The organism is Amycolatopsis marina (assembly GCF_900111885.1).
Taxonomy (GTDB): Bacteria; Actinomycetota; Actinomycetes; order Mycobacteriales; family Pseudonocardiaceae; genus Amycolatopsis; species Amycolatopsis marina.
The window spans coordinates 1-18,976 of sequence record NZ_FOKG01000043.1; the positions used below are offsets into that span (position 1 = coordinate 1).

Annotated in this window: 22 protein-coding genes and 2 rRNA genes; 19 read left to right on the forward strand and 5 right to left on the reverse strand. The window is 68.5% G+C overall.

What is annotated here, in order from left to right:
• The 4 genes from BM199_RS32420 to BM199_RS32430 form a co-directional block, all read left to right on the forward strand.
• A 23S ribosomal RNA gene (locus BM199_RS32420) occupies window positions 1-144 on the forward strand; the annotation flags it as partial.
• 89 nt (window positions 145-233) lie between these two features.
• Window positions 234-350, forward strand: a 5S ribosomal RNA gene (gene rrf, locus BM199_RS32425).
• 304 nt (window positions 351-654) lie between these two features.
• Window positions 655-780, forward strand: coding sequence for a hypothetical protein (locus BM199_RS35075; RefSeq protein ID WP_281245776.1), 126 nt, complete (start codon window positions 655-657; stop codon window positions 778-780).
• Window positions 777-1,208: a PPOX class F420-dependent oxidoreductase gene (locus BM199_RS32430; RefSeq protein ID WP_091679890.1), complete on the forward strand. Its 432-nt coding sequence runs from the start codon at window positions 777-779 to the stop codon at window positions 1,206-1,208. The genes BM199_RS35075 and BM199_RS32430 overlap by 4 nt, the downstream gene beginning before the upstream one ends.
• Window positions 1,209-1,244: 36 nt before the next feature.
• Here BM199_RS32430 and BM199_RS32435 read toward each other — a convergent pair whose 3' ends face one another.
• Window positions 1,245-1,904, reverse strand: a complete 660-nt coding sequence (locus tag BM199_RS32435) for an HSP18 transcriptional regulator (protein ID WP_091679893.1) — start codon at window positions 1,902-1,904, stop codon at window positions 1,245-1,247.
• A gap of 102 nt (window positions 1,905-2,006) precedes the next feature.
• On the opposite strand from BM199_RS32435, the gene BM199_RS32440 reads away from it, so the two are divergent.
• The 11 genes from BM199_RS32440 to ptsP all read left to right on the forward strand — a co-directional run bounded on the left by BM199_RS32440 (window position 2,007) and on the right by ptsP (window position 11,557).
• Complete coding sequence (locus tag BM199_RS32440) at window positions 2,007-2,450, forward strand: Hsp20/alpha crystallin family protein (protein WP_091679935.1); 444 nt, start codon at window positions 2,007-2,009, stop codon at window positions 2,448-2,450.
• A gap of 130 nt (window positions 2,451-2,580) precedes the next feature.
• Complete coding sequence (locus BM199_RS32445) at window positions 2,581-3,030, forward strand: DUF6292 family protein (protein WP_091679937.1); 450 nt, start codon at window positions 2,581-2,583, stop codon at window positions 3,028-3,030.
• 18 nt (window positions 3,031-3,048) lie between these two features.
• Window positions 3,049-3,786, forward strand: coding sequence for a GAF and ANTAR domain-containing protein (locus BM199_RS32450; protein WP_091679896.1), 738 nt, complete (start codon window positions 3,049-3,051; stop codon window positions 3,784-3,786).
• 189 nt (window positions 3,787-3,975) lie between these two features.
• Window positions 3,976-4,851 carry a hypothetical protein gene (locus BM199_RS32455; protein WP_091679898.1) on the forward strand — a complete coding sequence of 292 codons (876 nt, stop codon included), beginning with the start codon at window positions 3,976-3,978 and terminating at the stop codon, window positions 4,849-4,851.
• A gap of 102 nt (window positions 4,852-4,953) precedes the next feature.
• A complete protein-coding gene (locus BM199_RS32460; RefSeq protein WP_091679901.1) occupies window positions 4,954-5,667 on the forward strand; it encodes a DJ-1/PfpI family protein in 714 nt (237 codons plus the stop codon).
• A gap of 131 nt (window positions 5,668-5,798) precedes the next feature.
• Window positions 5,799-6,560 carry a DeoR/GlpR family DNA-binding transcription regulator gene (locus BM199_RS32465; RefSeq protein WP_091679904.1) on the forward strand — a complete coding sequence of 254 codons (762 nt, stop codon included), beginning with the start codon at window positions 5,799-5,801 and terminating at the stop codon, window positions 6,558-6,560.
• An 8-nt stretch (window positions 6,561-6,568) separates the two neighbouring features.
• The gene (gene pfkB / locus BM199_RS32470) at window positions 6,569-7,504 is read left to right on the forward strand and encodes a 1-phosphofructokinase (RefSeq protein ID WP_245789007.1); all 936 of its coding nucleotides are present in this window, start codon (window positions 6,569-6,571) and stop codon (window positions 7,502-7,504) included.
• 1 nt (window position 7,505) lies between these two features.
• Window positions 7,506-7,958 carry a PTS sugar transporter subunit IIA gene (locus BM199_RS32475; protein WP_091679909.1) on the forward strand — a complete coding sequence of 151 codons (453 nt, stop codon included), beginning with the start codon at window positions 7,506-7,508 and terminating at the stop codon, window positions 7,956-7,958.
• Window positions 7,955-9,466, forward strand: a complete 1,512-nt coding sequence (locus BM199_RS32480) for a PTS fructose transporter subunit IIC (RefSeq protein WP_091679913.1) — start codon at window positions 7,955-7,957, stop codon at window positions 9,464-9,466. Before BM199_RS32475 ends, BM199_RS32480 begins: the two co-directional genes overlap by 4 nt.
• A 120-nt stretch (window positions 9,467-9,586) precedes the next feature.
• Window positions 9,587-9,853, forward strand: a complete 267-nt coding sequence (locus BM199_RS32485) for an HPr family phosphocarrier protein (RefSeq protein ID WP_091679916.1) — start codon at window positions 9,587-9,589, stop codon at window positions 9,851-9,853.
• Window positions 9,854-9,856: 3 nt separating this feature from the next.
• The gene (gene ptsP / locus BM199_RS32490) at window positions 9,857-11,557 is read left to right on the forward strand and encodes a phosphoenolpyruvate--protein phosphotransferase (protein ID WP_245789009.1); all 1,701 of its coding nucleotides are present in this window, start codon (window positions 9,857-9,859) and stop codon (window positions 11,555-11,557) included.
• Between the two features lie 25 nt (window positions 11,558-11,582).
• Here the strand turns inward: ptsP and BM199_RS32495 are convergent, their stop codons facing one another.
• Window positions 11,583-12,143: a hypothetical protein gene (locus BM199_RS32495; RefSeq protein WP_091679918.1), complete on the reverse strand. Its 561-nt coding sequence runs from the start codon at window positions 12,141-12,143 to the stop codon at window positions 11,583-11,585.
• Window positions 12,144-12,656: 513 nt separating this feature from the next.
• On the opposite strand from BM199_RS32495, the gene BM199_RS32500 reads away from it, so the two are divergent.
• Window positions 12,657-14,027 (forward strand): DUF6801 domain-containing protein, encoded by a 1,371-nt coding sequence (locus BM199_RS32500; RefSeq protein WP_143101995.1) that lies wholly within the window; start codon window positions 12,657-12,659, stop codon window positions 14,025-14,027.
• 60 nt (window positions 14,028-14,087) lie between these two features.
• On the opposite strand, the gene BM199_RS32505 is transcribed toward BM199_RS32500, so the two are convergent.
• Both BM199_RS32505 and BM199_RS32510 read right to left on the reverse strand, forming a co-directional pair.
• Window positions 14,088-14,552 (reverse strand): ATP-binding protein, encoded by a 465-nt coding sequence (locus BM199_RS32505; RefSeq protein ID WP_091679923.1) that lies wholly within the window; start codon window positions 14,550-14,552, stop codon window positions 14,088-14,090.
• A 66-nt stretch (window positions 14,553-14,618) separates the two neighbouring features.
• The gene (locus BM199_RS32510; RefSeq protein ID WP_091679926.1) at window positions 14,619-15,023 is read right to left on the reverse strand and encodes an STAS domain-containing protein; all 405 of its coding nucleotides are present in this window, start codon (window positions 15,021-15,023) and stop codon (window positions 14,619-14,621) included.
• A gap of 250 nt (window positions 15,024-15,273) precedes the next feature.
• On the opposite strand from BM199_RS32510, the gene BM199_RS32515 reads away from it, so the two are divergent.
• Window positions 15,274-16,587 carry a PP2C family protein-serine/threonine phosphatase gene (locus BM199_RS32515; RefSeq protein ID WP_091679944.1) on the forward strand — a complete coding sequence of 438 codons (1,314 nt, stop codon included), beginning with the start codon at window positions 15,274-15,276 and terminating at the stop codon, window positions 16,585-16,587.
• Window positions 16,588-16,638: 51 nt separating this feature from the next.
• Here BM199_RS32515 and BM199_RS32520 read toward each other — a convergent pair whose 3' ends face one another.
• Window positions 16,639-18,072, reverse strand: coding sequence for an MFS transporter (locus BM199_RS32520; RefSeq protein WP_091679929.1), 1,434 nt, complete (start codon window positions 18,070-18,072; stop codon window positions 16,639-16,641).
• 49 nt (window positions 18,073-18,121) lie between these two features.
• Here BM199_RS32520 and BM199_RS32525 point away from each other — a divergent pair, with 49 nt between their 5' ends.
• On the forward strand, window positions 18,122-18,670 hold the full coding sequence (locus tag BM199_RS32525) for a TetR/AcrR family transcriptional regulator (protein ID WP_091679932.1): 549 nt from the start codon (window positions 18,122-18,124) through the stop codon (window positions 18,668-18,670).
• Window positions 18,671-18,679: 9 nt separating this feature from the next.
• Window positions 18,680-18,976: transposase (locus BM199_RS32530; protein ID WP_143101996.1), on the forward strand; the 297-nt coding region annotated here is incomplete at its 3' end.

Consider the following 18,976-nt stretch of genomic DNA (forward strand, 5'->3'; position numbering starts at 1 on the left):
AAGCGGGAAGCCTGTTCCAAGATGAGGTCTCCCACCCTTTGTGGGTTAAGGCCCCCAACAGACCATTGGGTTGATAGGCCAGAAATGGACGCACAGTAATGTGTTTTGAGTTGACTGGTACTAATAGGCCGAGGACTTGCCCACAAACATGCTACGCATCCGCTCTACAGCTCTGAAACACCACACCACCACCGGTCCGCCCGGTGGACAGGTGGTTGGTTGTTTCACAGAGTTACGGTGATCATAGCGCCAGGGAAACGCCCGGTCCCATTCCGAACCCGGAAGCTAAGCCTGGCAGCGCCGATGGTACTGCAGCCGAAGGGCTGTGGGAGAGTAGGACGTCGCCGAACACCCGTTGAAGAATGCCCGGAGCCCCGGTCGAGAAGCACACCTTCTCCCGGGGCTCCGCGCATTTCCACCCCACCACCGTGATGCCGATGCGGAGTCCTGTATGTCTCCTCGCACTCCTGGTAGTGCCGGTGGCGGTCGCCGTTCGGTGGCTCGACTCGCGAACACGGGAGTCGGGACCGTGGCCGGCTGACTGTTGGACTACGTGCGGCGGGTCGACGAGGGTACGTACCCTGTCCTTGATGCCTCCGTCGACACCCTCCTTGCCCCGATGGAGCACGTCATCCACGAAAGCGAGGCCTTGGTGTGAACGCTGAACTTCCGCCGTTCGTCAAGACCCTGACGGACAGGGTTGTGGCCGCCGGGCGCGGCGGGCACCGCTACGCGGCGATGATCGAGCAGTTCCGCAAGCCGATGGGGGCGTGGTCATGAGCACTGTCCCGTTCAATCCGCGCGCACTTCTCGCGGAAAGCCGTCTCGGTGTCCTGGCGACGATCAAGATGGACGGTCGCCCCCAGCTGTCGCCGGTCACGCCCTTCTACGACAGGGAAGCCGATGTCATCCACGTTTCGATGACCGAGGGCCGGGCCAAGACGGCGAACTTGCGCCGGGACCCACGAGCCGCGTTGGAGGTCACCAGCTCCGACGGCTGGGCCTGGGCCACAGCCGAGGGTACGGCGGTACTCACCGGCCCCGGAACGGACCCGCATGGCCCAGAGGTGGAGGCACTGGTGGACTACTATCGCCGCGCTGCCGGGGAGCACCCGGACTGGGACGAGTACCGGTCGGTGATGGTGTCCGACCGAAGGGTGCTGATGACGCTGCCGGTGGACCACGTGTACGGCGCCAGAATTCGCTGACAGCAGCCTGCCGATCGGCGTACAGGACCGCTCCGGTCACCGGGGGCGGTCCTCTCGATCGGAGATGGCGTCACGGCGGAGCTGGTCGGTGCGCCGCGAGACGACGCCGAGCTGCTCGGCCAGGGCGGCATGTTCCTCGGCCAGGTGGCCTCGTGCGTCGGCCAACGGGGACAGCAGCGATGCCGGGTCGTCCTCGCCCAGTGCCCGCTGCAGGCGGTCGGCGTGCATCTTGGCGGCCCCATCGAGGTTGCCGAGTGCGCTGACCTGCCCGGCGAGCTGACGCAGGGTCGCCGAGTTCCTTCTGGCCCAGGATGCCACCGCGCGGTCGCCCGCCCGTTTGTCCCGCTCGGCCCGTACGCGCTGCTCCCCGGTGGTCTCTCCGGTAGTCGAGGGCTGCAGTCGCAGGTACCTGCGTTCCGCGGCTTGTCGGCTCGCGACACCCAGCGCCGGTGCGAGTTCGGCCCAGCTCGCACCGGTGGTGCGGGCGGCGCTGATCAGTTCCGGTTCCCACTCGGCCAGCTGGGAGCGCAACTGGCGGAGGGAAAACAGCGCGGCGAGAAAGCGTTCGGTTCGGTGCCTGTCTCTCCCGGCCGGGCTCTCGGCGCCGGCCAGCACGTCCTGGATCAGCTGTAGTGACTCCGCCGGGGGCGAGTGCTCCTGAGGCTGCTCGTCACCGGCATTACCACACTCGGGCATGTTGTCATCCTTATGACGACTACAAACTTGTCATCGTTATGACGACATGCTAGAACAGAGATGCGCGTTGACACCAGAGCTGAGCTGCAGGAGGTGAAGACGATGTTGATGCGCACTGACCCGTTCCGGGATATCGATCGGTTCGCGAACCGCATTCTCGGGGCGACCGGTGGAACCTGGTCCCGGCCGGCATCCATTCCGATGGACGCCTATCGCGATGGTGAGCAGTTCGTGGTCTGTTTCGATCTGCCCGGTGTTTCGCCGGACGCCATTGATCTCGACATCGAGCGCAACGTGCTGACCGTGCGCGCGGAGCGGAGGCCGGTGGCGGCCTCGGACAAAGAGGTCGAGATGCAGGTTGCCGAACGTCCGCTCGGCGTGTTCTCCCGTCAGCTCTTCCTCGGCGACGCCACGGACACCGACAACATCAGGGCGGACTACGACGCGGGCGTGCTCACCCTGCGGATCCCGATCGCGGAGCGGGCGAAGCCCCGGAAGATCGAAATCGCCCAGGCGCAGCCGGAACGCAGGGAGATCGACGCCTGACGCGCCACCACGCCACACGATGTGCCATGTACTTCTCCCGCTGTCCTTCACCTGCTTGTCGTGGTCCCGCCGTCGGTGGGGCCACGACAGGCGTGTCGCAGAGAGGTTGGGTAAGACGTTGACCGCGATGATGAACGCGCCGATCGACACCGGCTCGAGTTTCGTCCGTGGACTCCGCGGCTACGTGACCGCGGTGGCCGCCGAACTCGGCGTCGGCTGGGAATCCTGCGCACTCGATCTGGACACACCCGTCTCGGCCTACATCGCCATGGACTGGCGGTTGAACCGCTTTCCCGACCGGGATGCGGCGCTGCTGTGGGACGAGCGCCACGGCTGGGCCGTGGCCGTGGAAACGCACTCCGGCGAGGACCTGATCGTGCTCGCATACCTCGGCGGGGGCAGTGCGGACGGCCTCGATTCGGTGGTCGCGAACCCGCGAGTGGTGACCCGGTTCCTCTCGGCGGTACGCGCGGGTGATCACTCGGTCGGCCAGCCGGACCCACCCGCCCTGCGGCCCGCGGGCAACCATGACGAACTGACCGCGCGGTTCACGCGGTTCGTGGAGCCGGTGGCGGCCTGAGGGCCTGTTGTGTGTGCGATGGAAGTGCGAACCGACGCATCGGCCCGGCCGGACCAGGTCACGGCCGCACTGGAGGAGTTGCGCGCCCGGCTGCTGGCCGAGGAGCCGCTGGAGCGGTTGCTGCGGGCGCTGGCTGACACGGTGGTGCTGACGTTGTCGGAGGTGGAGGCCGTCAGCATCACGCTCCTCTCCGCTGACGGTCCCTACACGGTGACGGCGACCGACGCGGGCGCGACCGGGGTCGACCAGTATCAGTACACCGCGGGCGCTGGCCCGTGTCTCGACGCCGCGACGCATCGGCGGGTGGAGCGAGGAGACGTCCACAGCGCCGGAGCACGCTGGCCGGGGTTCGCCGAGGGGGCGGCGCGCCGCGGATTCGGCGCGTACCTGTCCGTGCCGTTGGTTCTCGAGGACGTGACCGGCGCGGGTGGCGAGCTGGCGGGTTCGCTCAATGTCTACGGCCGGAGCATTCGTTGCTTCGACGACCACAGCGAGCTGTTCGTCCGGGGACTCGCCGCCACCGCGTCGGCCGCGATCTGCAATGCGCTGCGCTGGCACGGCGCCCGGCGCGAGGCCGTCCAGCTCGAGACCGCACTGGAGTCCCGTCCCGAGATCGAGCGGGCGAAGGGCGTGCTCATGGCGGTCCACGGCTGTACCGCGGAGGAGGCGTTCGCCCGGCTTGCCGACAAATCGCAGCGGACCAACACCAAGCTGTTCGACATCGCAAGAGAGCTGCTGGCCTCGTTGCGTACCTGAGGGCGCGATCGGCCCGCCTTCCAGATCAGCTGGACGGTAACCGGAATTCGTTGGCTACACTGGGTTTGACCACCCCTCGATTTCATTTTCCAGACTGCGCCGCGGCCCTCGGCTCCGGTCGTCCCACCGGTCTCCGTGGTCGCCGCGGACGTCGACTCCCGACGCCGATTTCTCAAGGAAGGTGCCCAGATGACGGCCATCGACAGCCGCGGAGACATGGTGCCACTGCCTGCCGAGTTCGACCGGGAGTGGCGGGGCTTCAACCGAAGCCAAGTGTTGTCCTATGTAGACAGTGTCGAGGCCGAGTTGCGACTCGTGGCGGCCGATCGGGACGCCGCTGTCGCACGGGCTGAGCAGTTCGTGCGGCATCTGGACGATCTGCGTGCGGAAAACGATCAACTGCGGGAGCGAATTGACCGAATTTGCCGTACGCCGATCGAGCCGGACGGCCTGCAGGACCGGATGCGGCGCATGGTCGAGCTCGCGAGGGAAGAGGCCGCCGAGATCATCGCGCGCGCCAGGGCCGTGGCGGAGGAGAGCTGGGCGAGTGCCGAGCAGGCCGCCAATCGGCTGCGCGAGCGGTACGACCGGCTGACCGACGAGCTGGACTCGTACCGGCGGCAGGCGGAGGCAGAGCAACGCGAGCTGCTGTGGCGGACCGAGGCGCAGGTGGAGGCGATGCGCCGCCGGACGGAACACCGCGAACGGGAGCTCGAGGAGCAGGCCGCGGCCAGGCGAAAGCAGATCGAGAACGACTTCGAGCTGGCGATGACCGAACGGCGGAACGAGGCGATGCGCGCCATGGATCAGCGCAGGTCCGCCGCGGAGGCTGAGGCCGACAAGCTGGTACGCGACGCGCGGCAGCGAGCGGAACGACTGGTGTGCGCGGCGCGTGAACAGGTCGACGTGCTCGCCGGGATCCGTGATCGCGCGGTCCGGCAACTGCGGACGGCCAGGGGACTGCTGGACGACGCGGAGGTGCTGCTGGTACCCGAGCAGGATGAATCCCCGCAGGCTGAGGCGGTAGGAGCCGGCGGCATCCCGGCAGCACGACAACCGGTCTGAGTGGTTCCGCGGGCGGGTAGGGACCGAGCATTCCGGGACATGATCCACAGGATTTCGGACATCGGGCGGGTTGCCGGGTCTTGATCGGTGCACTGTGAGGGCATGACCGAGCAACCGAAGACCGTCGCGTTCGTCGTGTATCCAGGCCTCACCCTGCTGGACCTCGCGGGTCCACTGCAGGTTCTCACCCCGCTGACGACTCGCGGACACAGCGTGGTGACGGTCGGGGAGACCCGTGGCGCCCTCGAGACCGACACGCCGCTGTCCGTCTCACCCACCCACGCGTTCGCGGACGTGCCCCAGCCGGACGTGGTGGTCGTGCCCGGCGGGGCCGCTCCGACGCTACGTGCGATGAGCGACGAGACACTGTTGTCCTACCTGCGCTCCGCCGCGGGCACCGCGACCTGGATGACCTCCGTGTGCACAGGGTCGCTGCTCCTCGGGGCGGCCGGTCTGCTGGAAGGCAGGGAGGCGACCACGCACTGGTCGATGCTCGACATGCTCGCGGCGTTCGGCGCCACCCCGGTGACCCGCCGCTGGGTCGAGGACGGCCCGGTGCTGACCGCGGCTGGGGTCTCGGCCGGGGTGGACATGGCGCTGCACCTGGCCGAACGGCTCGCGGGTGCCGACTTCGCGAAGTTCGTTCAGTTCGCCGTTGAGTACGACCCCGAGCCGCCCTTCGGGCCGCTCGACTGGAGCGGGGCGCCGAGAGAACTGTTCGCCGCCGTCGTGAACGCGTGGCTGACCGACGGCCTGGCACACAGTCCTGCCCTGCTCGCCCGGCTGAAAACGGCGGCTCCGCACGGTACCGAGTAAACGGCCACAGTCTCTTCCTGCTCCCGGTCTACTGGCAAAAACAACGGCACCGACCGTCTCCCAAGGGTTGACACCTGCGTGTAACCCACATATAACCAAACAAAGCCACATGGAGACGGCAAGGAAGCCACATGTACGCACAGGAGCGTCAGCAGCGGATCGTCGAGCGTGCCCGCGTCGAGGGACGCGCGGACGTCGCCGAACTGGCTGCCGAGTTCGACGTCACGACGGAGACCGTGCGCCGTGATCTCACGGTCCTCGAACGCCACGGCCTGCTCCGGCGGGTACACGGTGGGGCGATTCCCGTCGAGCGGCTGGGGTTCGAGCCAGGCCTCGCGGACCGGGACGCGGTGATGACCGCGGAAAAGGAACGGATTGCCAAGGCCGCACTGGCCGAGGTGCCGCGCGAGGGGGCGATCCTGCTCGACGCCGGGACCACTACGGCCAGGCTGGCCGAGATCTTGCCGAACGACCGGGAGTTGACCGTCGTCACCAACGCGGTTCCCCTGGTCGCTTCACTCGCGGTCCGGCCGCAGATCACCGTGCTGCTGCTCGGTGGCAAGGTGCGCGGCCGGACCATGGCGGCGGTGGAGGACTGGACGCTGCGGGCGCTGGCCGACACCTTCGTCGACGTCGCATTCCTGGGAGCCAACGGACTGTCCGTCGAACGGGGTCTGACCACGCCGGACACGGGGGAGGCCTCGGTCAAGCGGGCGATGATCCATGCCGCCCGTCGGGTCGTCGTGCTCGCCGACCACACCAAGGCGGGCAACGACTGCCTCGCCAGGTTCGGCGAGCTCGCCGAGGTGGACTGCCTGATCACCGACTCGGGTCTGGATGCCGAACTCGCCGAGCGGATCGCCTCGGCGGGTCCCAAGGTGGTGCGCGCGTGATAGTGACGATGACGCCCAATCCCAGTCTCGACCTCACCGTGGAGGTGGACCAGTTGCGGCGGGGGCATGTTCTCCGCGCCGAGCGGTCTCATCTAGACCCTGGTGGGAAGGGCGTGAACGTGTCGCGCGCGCTCGCCGCCCACGGCCGCAAGACGACCGCGGTGTTCTTCGCCGCGGGCGCCGAGGGTGTTCGGCTCACCGACCTGCTGGACGAGCAGGGTGTCGCCGTGCAGCGGGTGCCGGTATCCGGGGTCACGAGGACGAACCTCACCCTGGCCGAACCCGACGGTACGGTCACGAAGCTCAATCTGCCGGGGCCCGTATGCGGCGAGACCGACGGGGACGCCATCCTCGACGCGGTGCTCGCCGTCTGCGATGCGAGTACCGAGTGGATCGCGGGCTGCGGCAGCCTGCCCCCCGGGGCAGCCGCCGACAGCTACGCGAAGCTCGTCACCCGAGCCCGGGCCGCAGGTGTCCAGGTGGCGGTGGACTCCTCGGGGCCCGCCCTGTGGCACTGCCTCTCCGCCCGGCCCGATGTGGTCAAACCCAACCGGGAGGAGCTCGCCGAATGCGCCGGGTTCACCGTCCCGACGCTGGGAGCCGCGGTCCGAGCGGCCGACGAACTGCGAGCCAGGGGAGCGCGAGCGGTACTCGCGAGTCTCGGCTCGGACGGAGCCGTGCTGGTCGACGAGCACGGCGCCATTCACGGTGAGGCCGCCGTCGATGCCGCACGCAGCAGCGTGGGCGCGGGCGACGCGCTCCTCGCCGGTTTTCTGGCCGCGGGCGGAGGTGGTCGGGCAGCCCTTGCCACGGCACTCGCCTGGGGCGCCGCGGCCACCGGACTGGCCGGTAGCCGGATGCCCACACCAGCTGACGTCCGCCGTATCGACGTCATGATCCATCCCGCGGTCGACGCCGACCGCGTACTCGAGGAGGGCCGATGACATGGCCGAACTGATCACAGCCGACCTGGTGGACCTCGATCTCGCCGGCACCGACCGGAGTGAGGTCACCGCGTCGCTGGCGCGGCGGCTCGCCGAAGCGGGACGGGTGACGAACCTGGAGGGATTCCTCGCCGACCTGCGCAAGCGGGAGGAGCAGATGCCCACCGGGATCGAAGGCGGTATCGGAATTCCGCATGCCCGCTCGACACATGTCACCGAGCCGACCCTCGGCTTCGGCCGCAGCAGCGCGGGAGTGGACTTCGGCGCGGACGACGGACCCGCGCACCTGATCTTCCTGATCGCCGCGCCGGACGGCGGCGGCGATGAGCACATGACCATTCTCGCTTCGCTGGCGCGCCGCCTCGTGCACCAGTCGTTCCGGCAGTCGCTGCTCGATGCCGCCGACGCGGATGCCGTGGTGGACCTGATCCGTGTGGAGGTGTTCGGACGATGAGGTTCGTCGCCGTCACGTCGTGCCCCACGGGCATCGCGCACACGTACATGGCCGCCGAGTCACTGGAACAGGCGGCGAAGGCCGCGGGCCACGACATCAAAGTCGAGACACAGGGCGCGGCGGGATCGACCGCGCTCACCGCAGAGGAGATCGCCGAAGCCGACGCGGTGGTGTTCGCCGCCGACGTCGATGTCCGTGACCGGGAGCGGTTCGCGGGCAAGCCGACGGTCACCGCGGGTGTGAAGGCCGCGATCAACAACGGTCCGGCCCTGATCGCCGATGCCGTCCGCGCGGCGGAATCCGAGGGCGGCGAGGACAGGCGGGCACAGTCCGCGCCCAGTCCGCAACCGGCGGACACAGCCGAGGGACGCGCCGGAGCGGGCACCCGGCTGCGCCAGTGGTTGATGACCGGCGTCAGCTACATGATTCCGTTCGTCGCCGCGGGCGGAATTCTCATCGCCATCGCGTTCATGATCGGCGGCGCCGAGATCGCCGTGGTCGTCAACGGTGGCGAGTTCCAGGGCGTCGAGTACGCGGGCGTCAGTGAGCTCTCCGATCTGCTCGCCGAGGCGGGCATCGCCGGAGTGCTGTTCAAGATCGGCGCGACGGCCTTCGAGATGCTGGTGCCCATCCTGTCCGGGTTCATCGCGTTCGGCATGGCAGATCGCCCCGGTATCGCTCCCGGTGTCGTCGGCGGTCTGCTCGCCTCCGCGATCGGTGCGGGCTTCCTCGGTGGCCTGGTGTCCGGTCTGCTTGCCGGATTCGTGGTCATGGGACTGAAGAAGCTGAAGGTCCCGCGCGGGGTCGCCGGGGTCATGCCGGTGGTGGTCATCCCACTGCTAGCCACCGTGGTGGTGGGCCTGCTGATGATCGTGGTGATCGGCGAGCCGATCGCCGCGGTGCAGTCCGGGATGACTACCTGGCTTTCGGGCCTCTCCGGCAGCACCGCCTGGCTGCTCGGCGGCCTGCTCGGTCTCATGATGGCCGTCGACATGGGTGGCCCGGTGAACAAGGTCGCGTACACCTTCGGCCTTGCCGCGCTGGCCAGTGGCGACACGGTGGTGATGGCGGCGGTCATGGCGGCCGGAATGACCCCGCCGCTCGGTCTGGCACTGGCCACCGTGGTCCGCAGGCACCTGTTCACCAAGCCGGAAAGGCAGGCGGGGCAGGCAGGCTGGCTGCTCGGCCTTTCCTTCATCACCGAGGGAGCGATCCCCTTCGCGGCGGCCGACCCGTTCCGAGTGATCCCTTCGGTGATGATCGGCAGTGCCACCACGGGCGCCCTCTCGGTCGCATTCGGGGCCACGTCACTGGCGCCGCACGGTGGCATCTGGGTGGTCGGGCTCATCGGCCAGCCGTTGCTGTACCTGCTGGCGATCGCGATCGGCACCGTGGTCACCTGCGGCTGCCTGCTCATCGCGAAGAACATCGGCAGGGCGAAACTCGCAGAGCCCGCTGCGACCAGCACAGCCTCGGCGGGGACACCCACCCAGCCGGTCGGCGCCTGAGAGCGAGTCCGAGAACCGAGCCCATCAGCGCAAGTGCTGTGCGAGAACCCGCTTTTCCCTGGCGGCGTGATCGCGTCGCGGGTTCGCAAATGGGTCCCGAGAGAGCCGGAGGAGATCGTCATGATGGAACGTCGAGTAGTGGTCGGTGCGGGCGTCGGCCTGCACGCCAGGCCGGCCGCGCTGCTGGTGAAGGCGGCGGCCGCGCAGCCGGTGGTGGTGACCATCGGCAAGGACGACGGCGCACCGGCCGACGCCCGCAGCATCCTCTCGGTGATCGGGCTGAACGCCCGCGGTGGCGACGAGGTCGTGCTGCGGGCCGAAGGGCCGGGTGCCGAGCGGGCGCTGGACGAAGTCGCGGCGATCGTGGCCGCCGAGCACGGAGGCTGATCGGTGAGCAGTGTGTGTGGTGCGGCGGCACCCGGGAATGAGGCGGGAAACCCGCTGGCCGGGATCGGCGTGAGTCCCGGTGCCGCGGCGGGACCGGTGGCCAGACTCGCGGAGCCGCCCCGGTTGCCCGAGACCGACGGGCCCGAGCCGGACCTCGACGCCGCGCTGGAGCGGGGGCGGAGGGCTCTGCGGACCGTCGCCGAACTGCTCGACGAGCGCTCGGCGCGGGCAGAGGGACCGGCCGCGGACATTCTGCTCGCACAGTCGATGATGGTCGTCGATCCCGCACTGCTCGACCGCGTGCTGGCCGCGCTGCGGGCGGGACGCGGGCTGGCGACCGCGATCGACGTGGCGTTCGGTGGGTTCCGGCAGTCCTTGCTGGCAGCAGGCGGTTACCTCGCCGAGCGTGCGGCGGACCTCGACGACCTGCGCAACCGGGCCGTGGCGGCGGTCCTCGGCGTGCCGATGCCGGGAGTGCCCGATCCGGGGCACCCGTACGTTCTCGTGGCCCGAGACCTTGCCCCCGCCGACACCGCCACACTCGACCCGGCTCTCGTGCGGGCGATCGTCACCGAACTCGGCGGGCCGACCAGTCACACCGCCATCCTGGCGAAATCACTGGGCATTCCGGCCGTGGTGGCGTGCCGGGAAGCCGTGGTACTGGGTGACGGCGGCAGGGTGCTCGTGGACGGAACATCCGGCCGGGTCGTGGTGGATCCCGCCACGGACCTCGTCGAGGATGCGGAGTCGCGTGCGGCGCGCCGAGTCGCCGAGCTGGCGAACAGCAGCGGTCCCGGCCGTACCGCGGATGGAGCCTCGGTGTCCCTGCTGGTGAACATCGGCGGCGCGGGCGACCTCGCGGGTGCCGCCGCGACCGATTGCGAAGGCGTCGGCCTGCTGCGGACCGAGTTCCTGTTTCTCGACCGGGCCGCCGAACCGGGGCGCGCGGAGCAACGGCGCGGTTACGCGGACGTGTTCGCGGCCTTCGCGGGCCGCAAGGTCGTGGTGCGCACGCTCGACGCGGGCGCCGACAAGCCGCTCGGCTTCGTCGACCACGGCGCCGAACCCAACCCGGCGCTCGGCGTGCGTGGTCTGCGACTGGCGGTGCGTCACCCGGCCATGCTCGACGAACAGCTTGCGGCCATCGCGGCCGCGCGCGAGGACCAGGACGCCGACGTGTGGGTGATGGCGCCGATGGTGTCGACCCCTGCCGAGGCCAGGGACTTCGCCGAGCGCGCGAAGAAGCACGGTTTGCCGGTCGCGGGCGTGATGGTGGAGGTGCCCGCGGCCGCGTTGCGCGCGGAGCGAGTCCTCGCGGGTTGCGACTTCGCGAGTATCGGCACCAACGATCTCGGCCAGTACACCTTCGCCGCCGACCGGATGGCGGGTGAGCTCGCCGGGCTACTGGATCCCTGGCAACCCGCTCTCCTCGATCTGGTGCGGTGCACGGCGGCCGCGGGCACCGAGGCAGGCAAACCTGTCGGAGTCTGTGGCGAAGCGGCAGGCGACCCGCTGCTGTCGCTCGTGCTCGTGGGACTCGGCGTGACCAGCCTGTCCATGGCGCCGCCCGCTGTCGCGGCCGTGCGCGTCGCGCTCGCCGCACACACGCTGGCGCAGTGCGAGGAGCTCGCGGACCTGGCACTGACGGCGGACGACGCCGTGGCCGCTCGAGACCGGGTGGCCGCCCACGCACGACCGCGGTGAGGCCGGCCGGGCGTTGCCCTGGTGGTCAGGCTCCGGTGTCGAGGCCCTGGCAGGCCGAGGCCCGGCCGATCGCCTCGTTCAGCTCGGGGTTCGTCTTCAGGTCCTTGAGCGGACCGTCCGCGCTGCTCAGCTCGTCGAATGCCGTGCGGACCTCGCTGATGGCCTGCTGAAAGGAAGCCTCGTCGGTGATCTCGGCCTTGGTGAGCGTCGTCTTCGCCGACTCCAGCGCCTCCCGTTCCGTGGAGATGGTCTCCATGGCCTGCTCGACTGTGGCACCGCCGCCCTCCACCGGCGGAGTCCCCGCGGCCGTGATGGTGTCGGCGACATCGGACAACGCCGCCGACATCGACTCGAGGTAGGTGACGAGACCGTCCCGGGTCGCGTCGGGTTGCTCGGGATTGAACGCAGGCAGCTCGGAGAGGGTGTCCCCGCCGGAGCCCACGGACGCGCACACCTGCTCGGCCCAGGACACCGCCGCTGCGTTCACCTGGTCTCCGGCCGGGGCATCCGGTTCGGAACCGCAGCCTGCGAGTGTCACGGCGGCGCCAAGGGCGGCGAACGCACCGGCGAGTAGACGGCGAGTCATCGGGAGATCTCCTTCGGCGCGGGGAAGTGTTGCGTACCGGACCGGGGGTGGATTCCTCACGGCGAAGGAGTCCTGAATTTTCCCGGCGACGCGCACCCCGTGGCCGAAAGATTTCGTTCCGTGCTATTGCCGTGGGGTAAGGGATTGTTCTCATCGCCGTTCCGGTGACGGGACGTAAAGCTAGGGTGGGCGTAGGTGGGACGTCAAGACGGCTATTGGTTTTTGTGCTCCTCGTTTAGGTGTCTGCCGAGTTTTTTGTGAGGAAGTTGAGTATGTGCCGCGCGGGTTGCGGCAGGCGGCCGAGATACGGCATTCCCTGGTGGAAGCACGGTTGGCGCATCGGAGAGACCGCAGAGCTCTGTCTGTTTTGGCAGAACATGTCAGACGAGTGCCAACGTGGGTTCGTGATCGCGATGGATCCTGACAACTTTTCGGGTGTTTACGTTGTTCTCTCCCTCACATCTTGCGTGCATCGATTGCGCATCACTATCTTTCTCACCGGTAGGGAGTTGTGTGGACAACTTTCGAGCCGCTCCGAAAAACGTAAGATCGGATCAGTTCTCTCCCGGCTGCTCCGAAGTTTTTCGTATCAATGCAGATACCGCGGAGGATGTAGTGAAAAAGCGAAATGGAATGAAGAAGCTCGTGGCGGGTACCGCTGCGAGTGCAACAGCCGTCGGCGCTGTCGTCACCACCATGCTCCTCGGTGCCGGTGCCAGTTCGGCCGAGCCGGTGTCGCTGGAGCTGAACTACCAGTGTCCGTTCCCGCTGATCGGCACCCAGCCGATCAAGGTGATCATCAATGCCGACCTGCCCGCGACCGCGGAGGTGGGTACGCCGACGCCCGAATTCAACATCGAGGCGGTCTCGACCGTGCCCGCGACCGCGACACAGGGGCTGAACCTGGTCGGGGCGAAAACCATCGAGGGCACAGCCAAGGCGGAATCGACGGTGACCGCGCCGGAGGCCACGCTTCCGGTGACCGTTCCGACGACGATCGCCAAGACCGACATCCCGGCCGAAGGGGCCTTCGAGGTGCTGGCGACGGGCAAGACGCCGTCGCTGACCTTCTCCCAGGCCGGCGAGGCCAAGATCAACGTGGGCGACCTGCTGCTCACGATGACGCCGCGCAAGGCGGACGGCACCGAGACCGGTCTCGGCACGTTCGACTCGCCGTGCACCCAGGACGAGGGTCAGGACAACCTGCTGACCACGATCCAGATTATCGGCGGAGGGGGCCCCACCGACCCCACCGAGCCGACCGAGCCGACCGAGCCGACCGAGCCGACCGAGCCGACCGAGCCGACCGAGCCGACCGAGCCGACCGAGCCCACCGAGCCCACGGAACCGACCGAGCCCACCGACCCCCCGGGTAACGGCATCGACTACGGATACGACCTCGCCGGCTCGTCGTACATCAAGAAGCTCGACGCCACCACGGCACTGTCCGGCGGCGTGGACGCCAACCTGGAGCTGGCGACGGGCAACTTCACCGGGGATCTCACGCTGAACCCGACCACCGCCGAGGCCGAGCTGTTCGGCTTCGTCCCGGTGAAGTCGCAGGTGGAGTTCGTGCAGGAGGAAAAGGTCACCGGCACCCTGAAGAGCGGTGCGCTCACCGCGACGAGCACGACGACGATCAAGCTGCCCAAGGTCTCGGCTTTCGGCTTCCCGATCAGCAGCTCGCCGGACTGCCAGACCTCGAGCCCTTCGGAAATCCCGCTGGCTTCCGGTGAAGGCTTCGACCCGCTCGCGGGTGGCACTCTCAGCGGCACTTACACCATCGCGAGCCTGACCGGCTGTGGTGGTCTGAACGATTTCGTCAGCATGTTCGCCGAGGGGCCCGGCAACACCGTCGAGGTCAACCTGACCCCGAAGAAGTAACGCCAGCGCGTTCGGGGCCCGTTCCGGTTGGCAGACAGCCGGGGCGGGCCCGCTCGCGTGTCATCGACCATCCCATGTGGACATTTGCTGGGGCGTCGAAACGAGTGACCAGCACATGTGCACGACAGTGCCGTGTGCTGTCGGTTCCACCCTTGTACTCTCCGACAGTTGGTGAATGAGGGGCAGTCCGCGGCCGCCGAGCGGTCCCGGTTCCGCGGGCGGTGGCTGCCACCGGCCGCGATCGGTGACCTCGACCTCAACCAGTGCCCGCCGGGCCTGATATTCGGCGCGCAGGTCGAGTGTGCCGTCCTGGTCGGGGTAGGCGTGGGTCACCGTGTTGGCGAGAGCTTCGTACGCGGCCAGGGTGAGTGCCTCCACCTGGTCGGCCGACAGTCCGACGCTGTCGGCCCAGCCGGCCAGTGCGTGCCGGATCGCCGGTAGCCTTTCGGCCTCCGCAGGCACTCCCGAGTACTCCAGACATGCGGTCTTTCCGACCGCTGGGGGGTTGTGGCCATCGCGGTGCATGCGGCCGCTCCCTTGTGCTTGCCGTGTCGCCGTCGTCTCTGGTTACGACTACCCGCAGCACGTTCGTTAACTCGTCCGTGGTTCTATTTCGCCACTGTTGCCGTCACCGGGGGAAAGTGCGTCGGCGCGCGTTCGGTAGACGGGGATCTCCTCGTCGAGCCCGGTGAGCTGCAACGGCCGGAATGTCGCGTTGCCGTCGGCCACCAGCCTCACCTGTGTGCCTTCGTGCGCGTTCTGATGGGCCCCGACGAGTGCGGCCAGTCCTGGGGACGCCAGAAACTCGACGTCGGAAAGGTCGACCACCAACGTCACGGGCCGGTCTTCGAGCGCTCGGGCCAACTCCTGTTGCAGGTCGGGCGCGGTAAGCAGGTCAACCTCACCGGCCACCGCCAGTACGATCGAGCTTCCGCGGTCTTCTCGCGCCACCGTGAGCTGGCTGCCGGCGGGGAGGGACGGATCGGACGCAACCATGACCTTCAGTGTGCATCACGGCACAAGCCCGTGCAGGTTCGTGACGTCGAGATGGCGCGAGCAGCGCCGTTGGATAGAGTGAGCATCGGTTGAGTCACCAGCCTGTGGATCAAGCACCACGCCGACGAGGCGGGCGCTGGGTCGTTCCTGGTCACGTGACATCAGCTCACCGCCTTCGCGCGAGGTGCCCGGGACCTCCGTGTGGAGCAGGCCCGGTCCTTTCGTGCGGCAGGAACGGAGCGAACTCGTCATGACCGCGATCACCCCCTCGACCGGCAACGGCTCCGCCAGCGCGGACGCCGTCGAGCAGGCACGGCTGGCGGCGGTTGCCCGGTACGAAATCCTCGACACGCCGCGCGACGGCGCGTTCGATCGGGTCGCTGAGATGGCCGCACGATTGCTGGACACGCCGATCGCGACGGTGTCGATCGTCGACGCCGACCGGGTCTGGTTCAAGGCCACGCACGGACTCGACGGCGTGACACAGATCGGGCCCGATCCGGGACTGTGCGTCTCGGCCGTCCAGCACGACGGTCCGGTGTACGTGGTGTCCGATGCCGAGAACGACTCGCGCGCCAAGGCCAACCCGCTGGTCACCGGGGAACTGAGGATCCGGTTCTACGCCGCGGCGCCACTGGTCAGCTCCGACGGCTATCGGCTGGGTACCGTCAACGTGCTCGACACCCGGCCGCGGGACTTCGACGACGCGGACGCGGAGACGCTACGCGACCTGGCGGCCCTGGTGATGGACCAGCTCGAGTTGCGGCTGTCCGCACTGGTCATGCTGCGCCACGAGCGGTCGATGCGGGAGCAGGCGGAGCGGGACGCGGCCACCATCGAGGACTTCGCCGGCACATTGCAGCGCACGCTGCTGCCGCCCGCGCTGCCGAACGTGCCCGGGATGGAGCTCGCCTGCCATTACCACGCCGCGTCCCTGCGTGAGGTCACCGGTGACTTCTACGACGTGTTCTCCCTCGGCGACGGTCGCTGGGGGTTCTTCCTCGGCGATGTGGCGGGACATGGTGCGCCCGCGGCCGCCGTCACCTCGCTCATCCGGTACACGCTTCGCACCGCGGCACTGCACGACGCTGACCCCGTCGCGGGCCTGACAGAGCTGAACACCGCCATGCTGATGGACTCGCACAGCTCACAGTTCTGCACGGTGCTGTTCGGCATCGTGACCCCCGGTTCCGCCGGTGGATTCGACCTCACTCTCGCGGGTGGTGGGCATCCGCCCGCGCTGTGGCTGCGCCCGGGCGCCGACTCCGTGGATCAGGTGCGCCCGGTCGGCGGCATGCTGGTCGGCGCGCTGTCGGACGCGCGTTTCGTGTCCACCAGGTTGCACCTGGACGTCGGGGACACGCTGCTGTTCTACACCGATGGCCTCACGGAGGCCCGTCCGGACGGCGCGTTCTTCGGTGAGGACGGGCTGTCCGCCTTCCTGGTCGGCCGGACGCGTACGTCGGCGAACATCCTCGTTCGCGATCTGGCCGAACTCATCGGTGGATTCGATCCGGCACCCACCGACGACGTCGCCCTCCTGGCGATGACGGTCATCGACTGACCATTCCCGGTCCACTGTCGTCGCCGTAGGAAGGGATGGCCGTATAACGTCCTATACAGCGCGTCTGTCCTGCTGCCCCTGCGGCCGAGGAGTGCCCGAGTCGGGCGCTCGTGGCAGAAAAAGCGCGAAGGCCGCCGACAGGACGAGGACGGCCGAGATGATCCCGAACGCCGATCGGTAGTCGGCGACGAGGTTCTCCGGCGTATTGCCGGTGCCGCCTGTGACGGTGGCCAGTACCGCGAGTCCGAGCGCGCCACCGACCTGTTTCGCGGTGTTCGTCAGCCCGGAGGCGGCGCCTGCGTCGTGCTCCGGTACACCCGAGGTCGCTGTCGCGGTGACCGGGGTGTTGAGCAGGCCGGTGCCCGCGGACACGAGGATCGCCGGGCCGAGAATGCCGGAGAAGTAGTCGTCGGCGGCGGTGATCGAGCTCTGCCACAGGAAGCCGCCCGCGGCGATGAGGGTGCCGGTGATGATCAGCGTCCGGCCGTCGGCGCGGCGCATGAGCCTGGGCACGACCTGGGTGCCGACGAGGATGGTGAGCACCGTGTGCGGAAGGAACCCGAGGCCGGTGTGCAGCGCGTCGAGGTGCAGTACGTGCTGCATCGTCAGTGACAGGAAGTACCACATGGGCACGAGGCACGCGCCTGTCAGTACCAGCACGATATTGCCGACGGTGACGGTTCGCAGGCGCAACAGTCGCAGCGGAAGCAGGGGGACGGGCGCGAGCCGGGTCTCGACCACGACGAACGTCATCAGCAGTCCGGCGCCCAGCGACAGTGCGCCGATGGTGCCGGGTTCGCTCCAGCCGTGCTCCCGGGTACGCACGATGCCGTAGGCGAGCGTCAGCAGTCCCGCGGTCACCAACATCGCTCCCGGCAGGTCGAGCCTCCGCGTTCGGTGCCCTGTGCCTGTGGCGAGGAAGCGGATGGCGGGCAGGATGGCGAGTGCGCCGAACGGTACGTTGATCAGCAGCACCCAGCGCCAGGACAGGTACGTCGTGAGGACGCCGCCGATCAGGTTCCCCGCCGTTCCACCCGCGAGGCCGACGGCCGTCCAGGCCGCGAGCGCCCGGACCCGTGGGGCACCTTCGGGAAACGTGGTGGTGAGCATCGTCAGGCTGGCGGGGGCGAGAACCGCGGCGCCGAGACCCTGTACCGCGCGGGCGGTGACCAGGACGGCCGGTGTCTCCGCGAGTCCGGCGATCAGGCTGGACGCGGAGAACAACGCGAGGCCGATCAGCACGGTCCGCCGCTGGCCGAACAGGTCGGCCAGCCGTCCGCCGAGCAACAGGAAACCGGCGAAGACCAGCGCATACGCGTTGACCACCCAGGACAGGTCGGCGGTGTCGAACCCCAGGCTCTGCTGGATCGACGGAAGCGCGACATTCACCACCGAGACGTCGAGAACGACCATGAACTGGGCGGTACAGGCGAGGGTGAGCACCAGTCGCGCACTGCCCGGGTCCCGAGCCCGTTCGACGTTCATGGTACGTGTGTATCATAAAGGATTGGAAGCATGAGAGGAAGGACGGTCAGTGCCGAAGACGGTGGACCATGCCGAACGCCGCAGGCAGATCGTGGAGGGACTGGTGCGCGTCGCGGGCAGCGCGGGTCTGCACGCGGTGACCATGCGGTCGGTGGCCGCGGAGGCAGGCGTGTCACTGCGGCTCGTGCAGTACTACTTCCAGAGCAAGGCCCAGCTCATGCACCATGCGCTCACCCATCTCGAGCAGCAGAGCAACGACCGGTGGGCCGCTCGTCTGGCCGAGGTCGCCGACCCGCCGTCGGCCAGGTCTTTTCTCGAGGCGTTTCTCGCCGAAGCCCTCCCGGCCGACGAGCAGAGCCGGATTTTCCACCTCGTCTGGACCTCGTACGCGGTTCTGGCGATGTCCGATGAGGAACTCGCGGCACAGCCGTTCGTGGAGGGGCCGAACCGGCTCGAGCGGCAGATCGCGGAGGTGCTGAGCGAGGCGCGGGCCTGCGGTGAGCTGAGCGTCGACGTCGACGTGTCCGCCGAGGCCGCGAGGTTGCTGGCCCTCAACCACGGACTAGTACTGCAACGGCAGTTGGTCGTCGTGTGGTAGATCATCGTTGTGGTGGTCGATGTGGTGATGGGGCAGCTGGATCGGGTTCATGATCGGATCGCGGGACGGTTCAGGCGGTCGGAGCCGCGGGGCCGGGCTCGGGAGTATGTGTCCGGGCTGGTCGCGGGGTTGGAGCGGAAGAACGGCTGGACACTGGCGGAGCAGTCCGGTGAGGTGTCTCCGGATGGGATGCAGCGGTTGTTGCGCTGGGCGGACTGGGACATCGACGGGGTGCGTGACGACGTGCGGGACTACGTGGTCGAGCATCTCGGCGAGCCGGGCGGCGTGCTGATCGTGGACGACACC

What these genes read in the sequence shown, in the direction of transcription:
- pfkB (WP_245789007.1), top strand. Translation starts at nt 6,569, where the DNA reads ATGACGCCCAATCCCAGTCTCGACCTCACCGTGGAGGTGGACCAGTTG.
- BM199_RS32430 (WP_091679890.1), top strand. Translation starts at nt 777, where the DNA reads ATGAGCACTGTCCCGTTCAATCCGCGCGCACTTCTCGCGGAAAGCCGT.
- BM199_RS32485 (WP_091679916.1), top strand. Translation starts at nt 9,587, where the DNA reads ATGATGGAACGTCGAGTAGTGGTCGGTGCGGGCGTCGGCCTGCACGCC.
- BM199_RS32440 (WP_091679935.1), top strand. Translation starts at nt 2,007, where the DNA reads ATGTTGATGCGCACTGACCCGTTCCGGGATATCGATCGGTTCGCGAAC.
- BM199_RS32520 (WP_091679929.1), bottom strand. Translation starts at nt 18,072, where the DNA reads ATGAACGTCGAACGGGCTCGGGACCCGGGCAGTGCGCGACTGGTGCTC.
- BM199_RS32465 (WP_091679904.1), top strand. Translation starts at nt 5,799, where the DNA reads ATGTACGCACAGGAGCGTCAGCAGCGGATCGTCGAGCGTGCCCGCGTC.
- BM199_RS32455 (WP_091679898.1), top strand. Translation starts at nt 3,976, where the DNA reads ATGACGGCCATCGACAGCCGCGGAGACATGGTGCCACTGCCTGCCGAG.
- BM199_RS32515 (WP_091679944.1), top strand. Translation starts at nt 15,274, where the DNA reads ATGACCGCGATCACCCCCTCGACCGGCAACGGCTCCGCCAGCGCGGAC.
- BM199_RS32510 (WP_091679926.1), bottom strand. Translation starts at nt 15,023, where the DNA reads ATGGTTGCGTCCGATCCGTCCCTCCCCGCCGGCAGCCAGCTCACGGTG.
- BM199_RS32480 (WP_091679913.1), top strand. Translation starts at nt 7,955, where the DNA reads ATGAGGTTCGTCGCCGTCACGTCGTGCCCCACGGGCATCGCGCACACG.
- BM199_RS32435 (WP_091679893.1), bottom strand. Translation starts at nt 1,904, where the DNA reads ATGCCCGAGTGTGGTAATGCCGGTGACGAGCAGCCTCAGGAGCACTCG.
- BM199_RS32460 (WP_091679901.1), top strand. Translation starts at nt 4,954, where the DNA reads ATGACCGAGCAACCGAAGACCGTCGCGTTCGTCGTGTATCCAGGCCTC.
- BM199_RS32495 (WP_091679918.1), bottom strand. Translation starts at nt 12,143, where the DNA reads ATGACTCGCCGTCTACTCGCCGGTGCGTTCGCCGCCCTTGGCGCCGCC.
- BM199_RS32445 (WP_091679937.1), top strand. Translation starts at nt 2,581, where the DNA reads ATGAACGCGCCGATCGACACCGGCTCGAGTTTCGTCCGTGGACTCCGC.
- BM199_RS32450 (WP_091679896.1), top strand. Translation starts at nt 3,049, where the DNA reads ATGGAAGTGCGAACCGACGCATCGGCCCGGCCGGACCAGGTCACGGCC.
- BM199_RS32505 (WP_091679923.1), bottom strand. Translation starts at nt 14,552, where the DNA reads ATGCACCGCGATGGCCACAACCCCCCAGCGGTCGGAAAGACCGCATGT.
- BM199_RS32475 (WP_091679909.1), top strand. Translation starts at nt 7,506, where the DNA reads ATGGCCGAACTGATCACAGCCGACCTGGTGGACCTCGATCTCGCCGGC.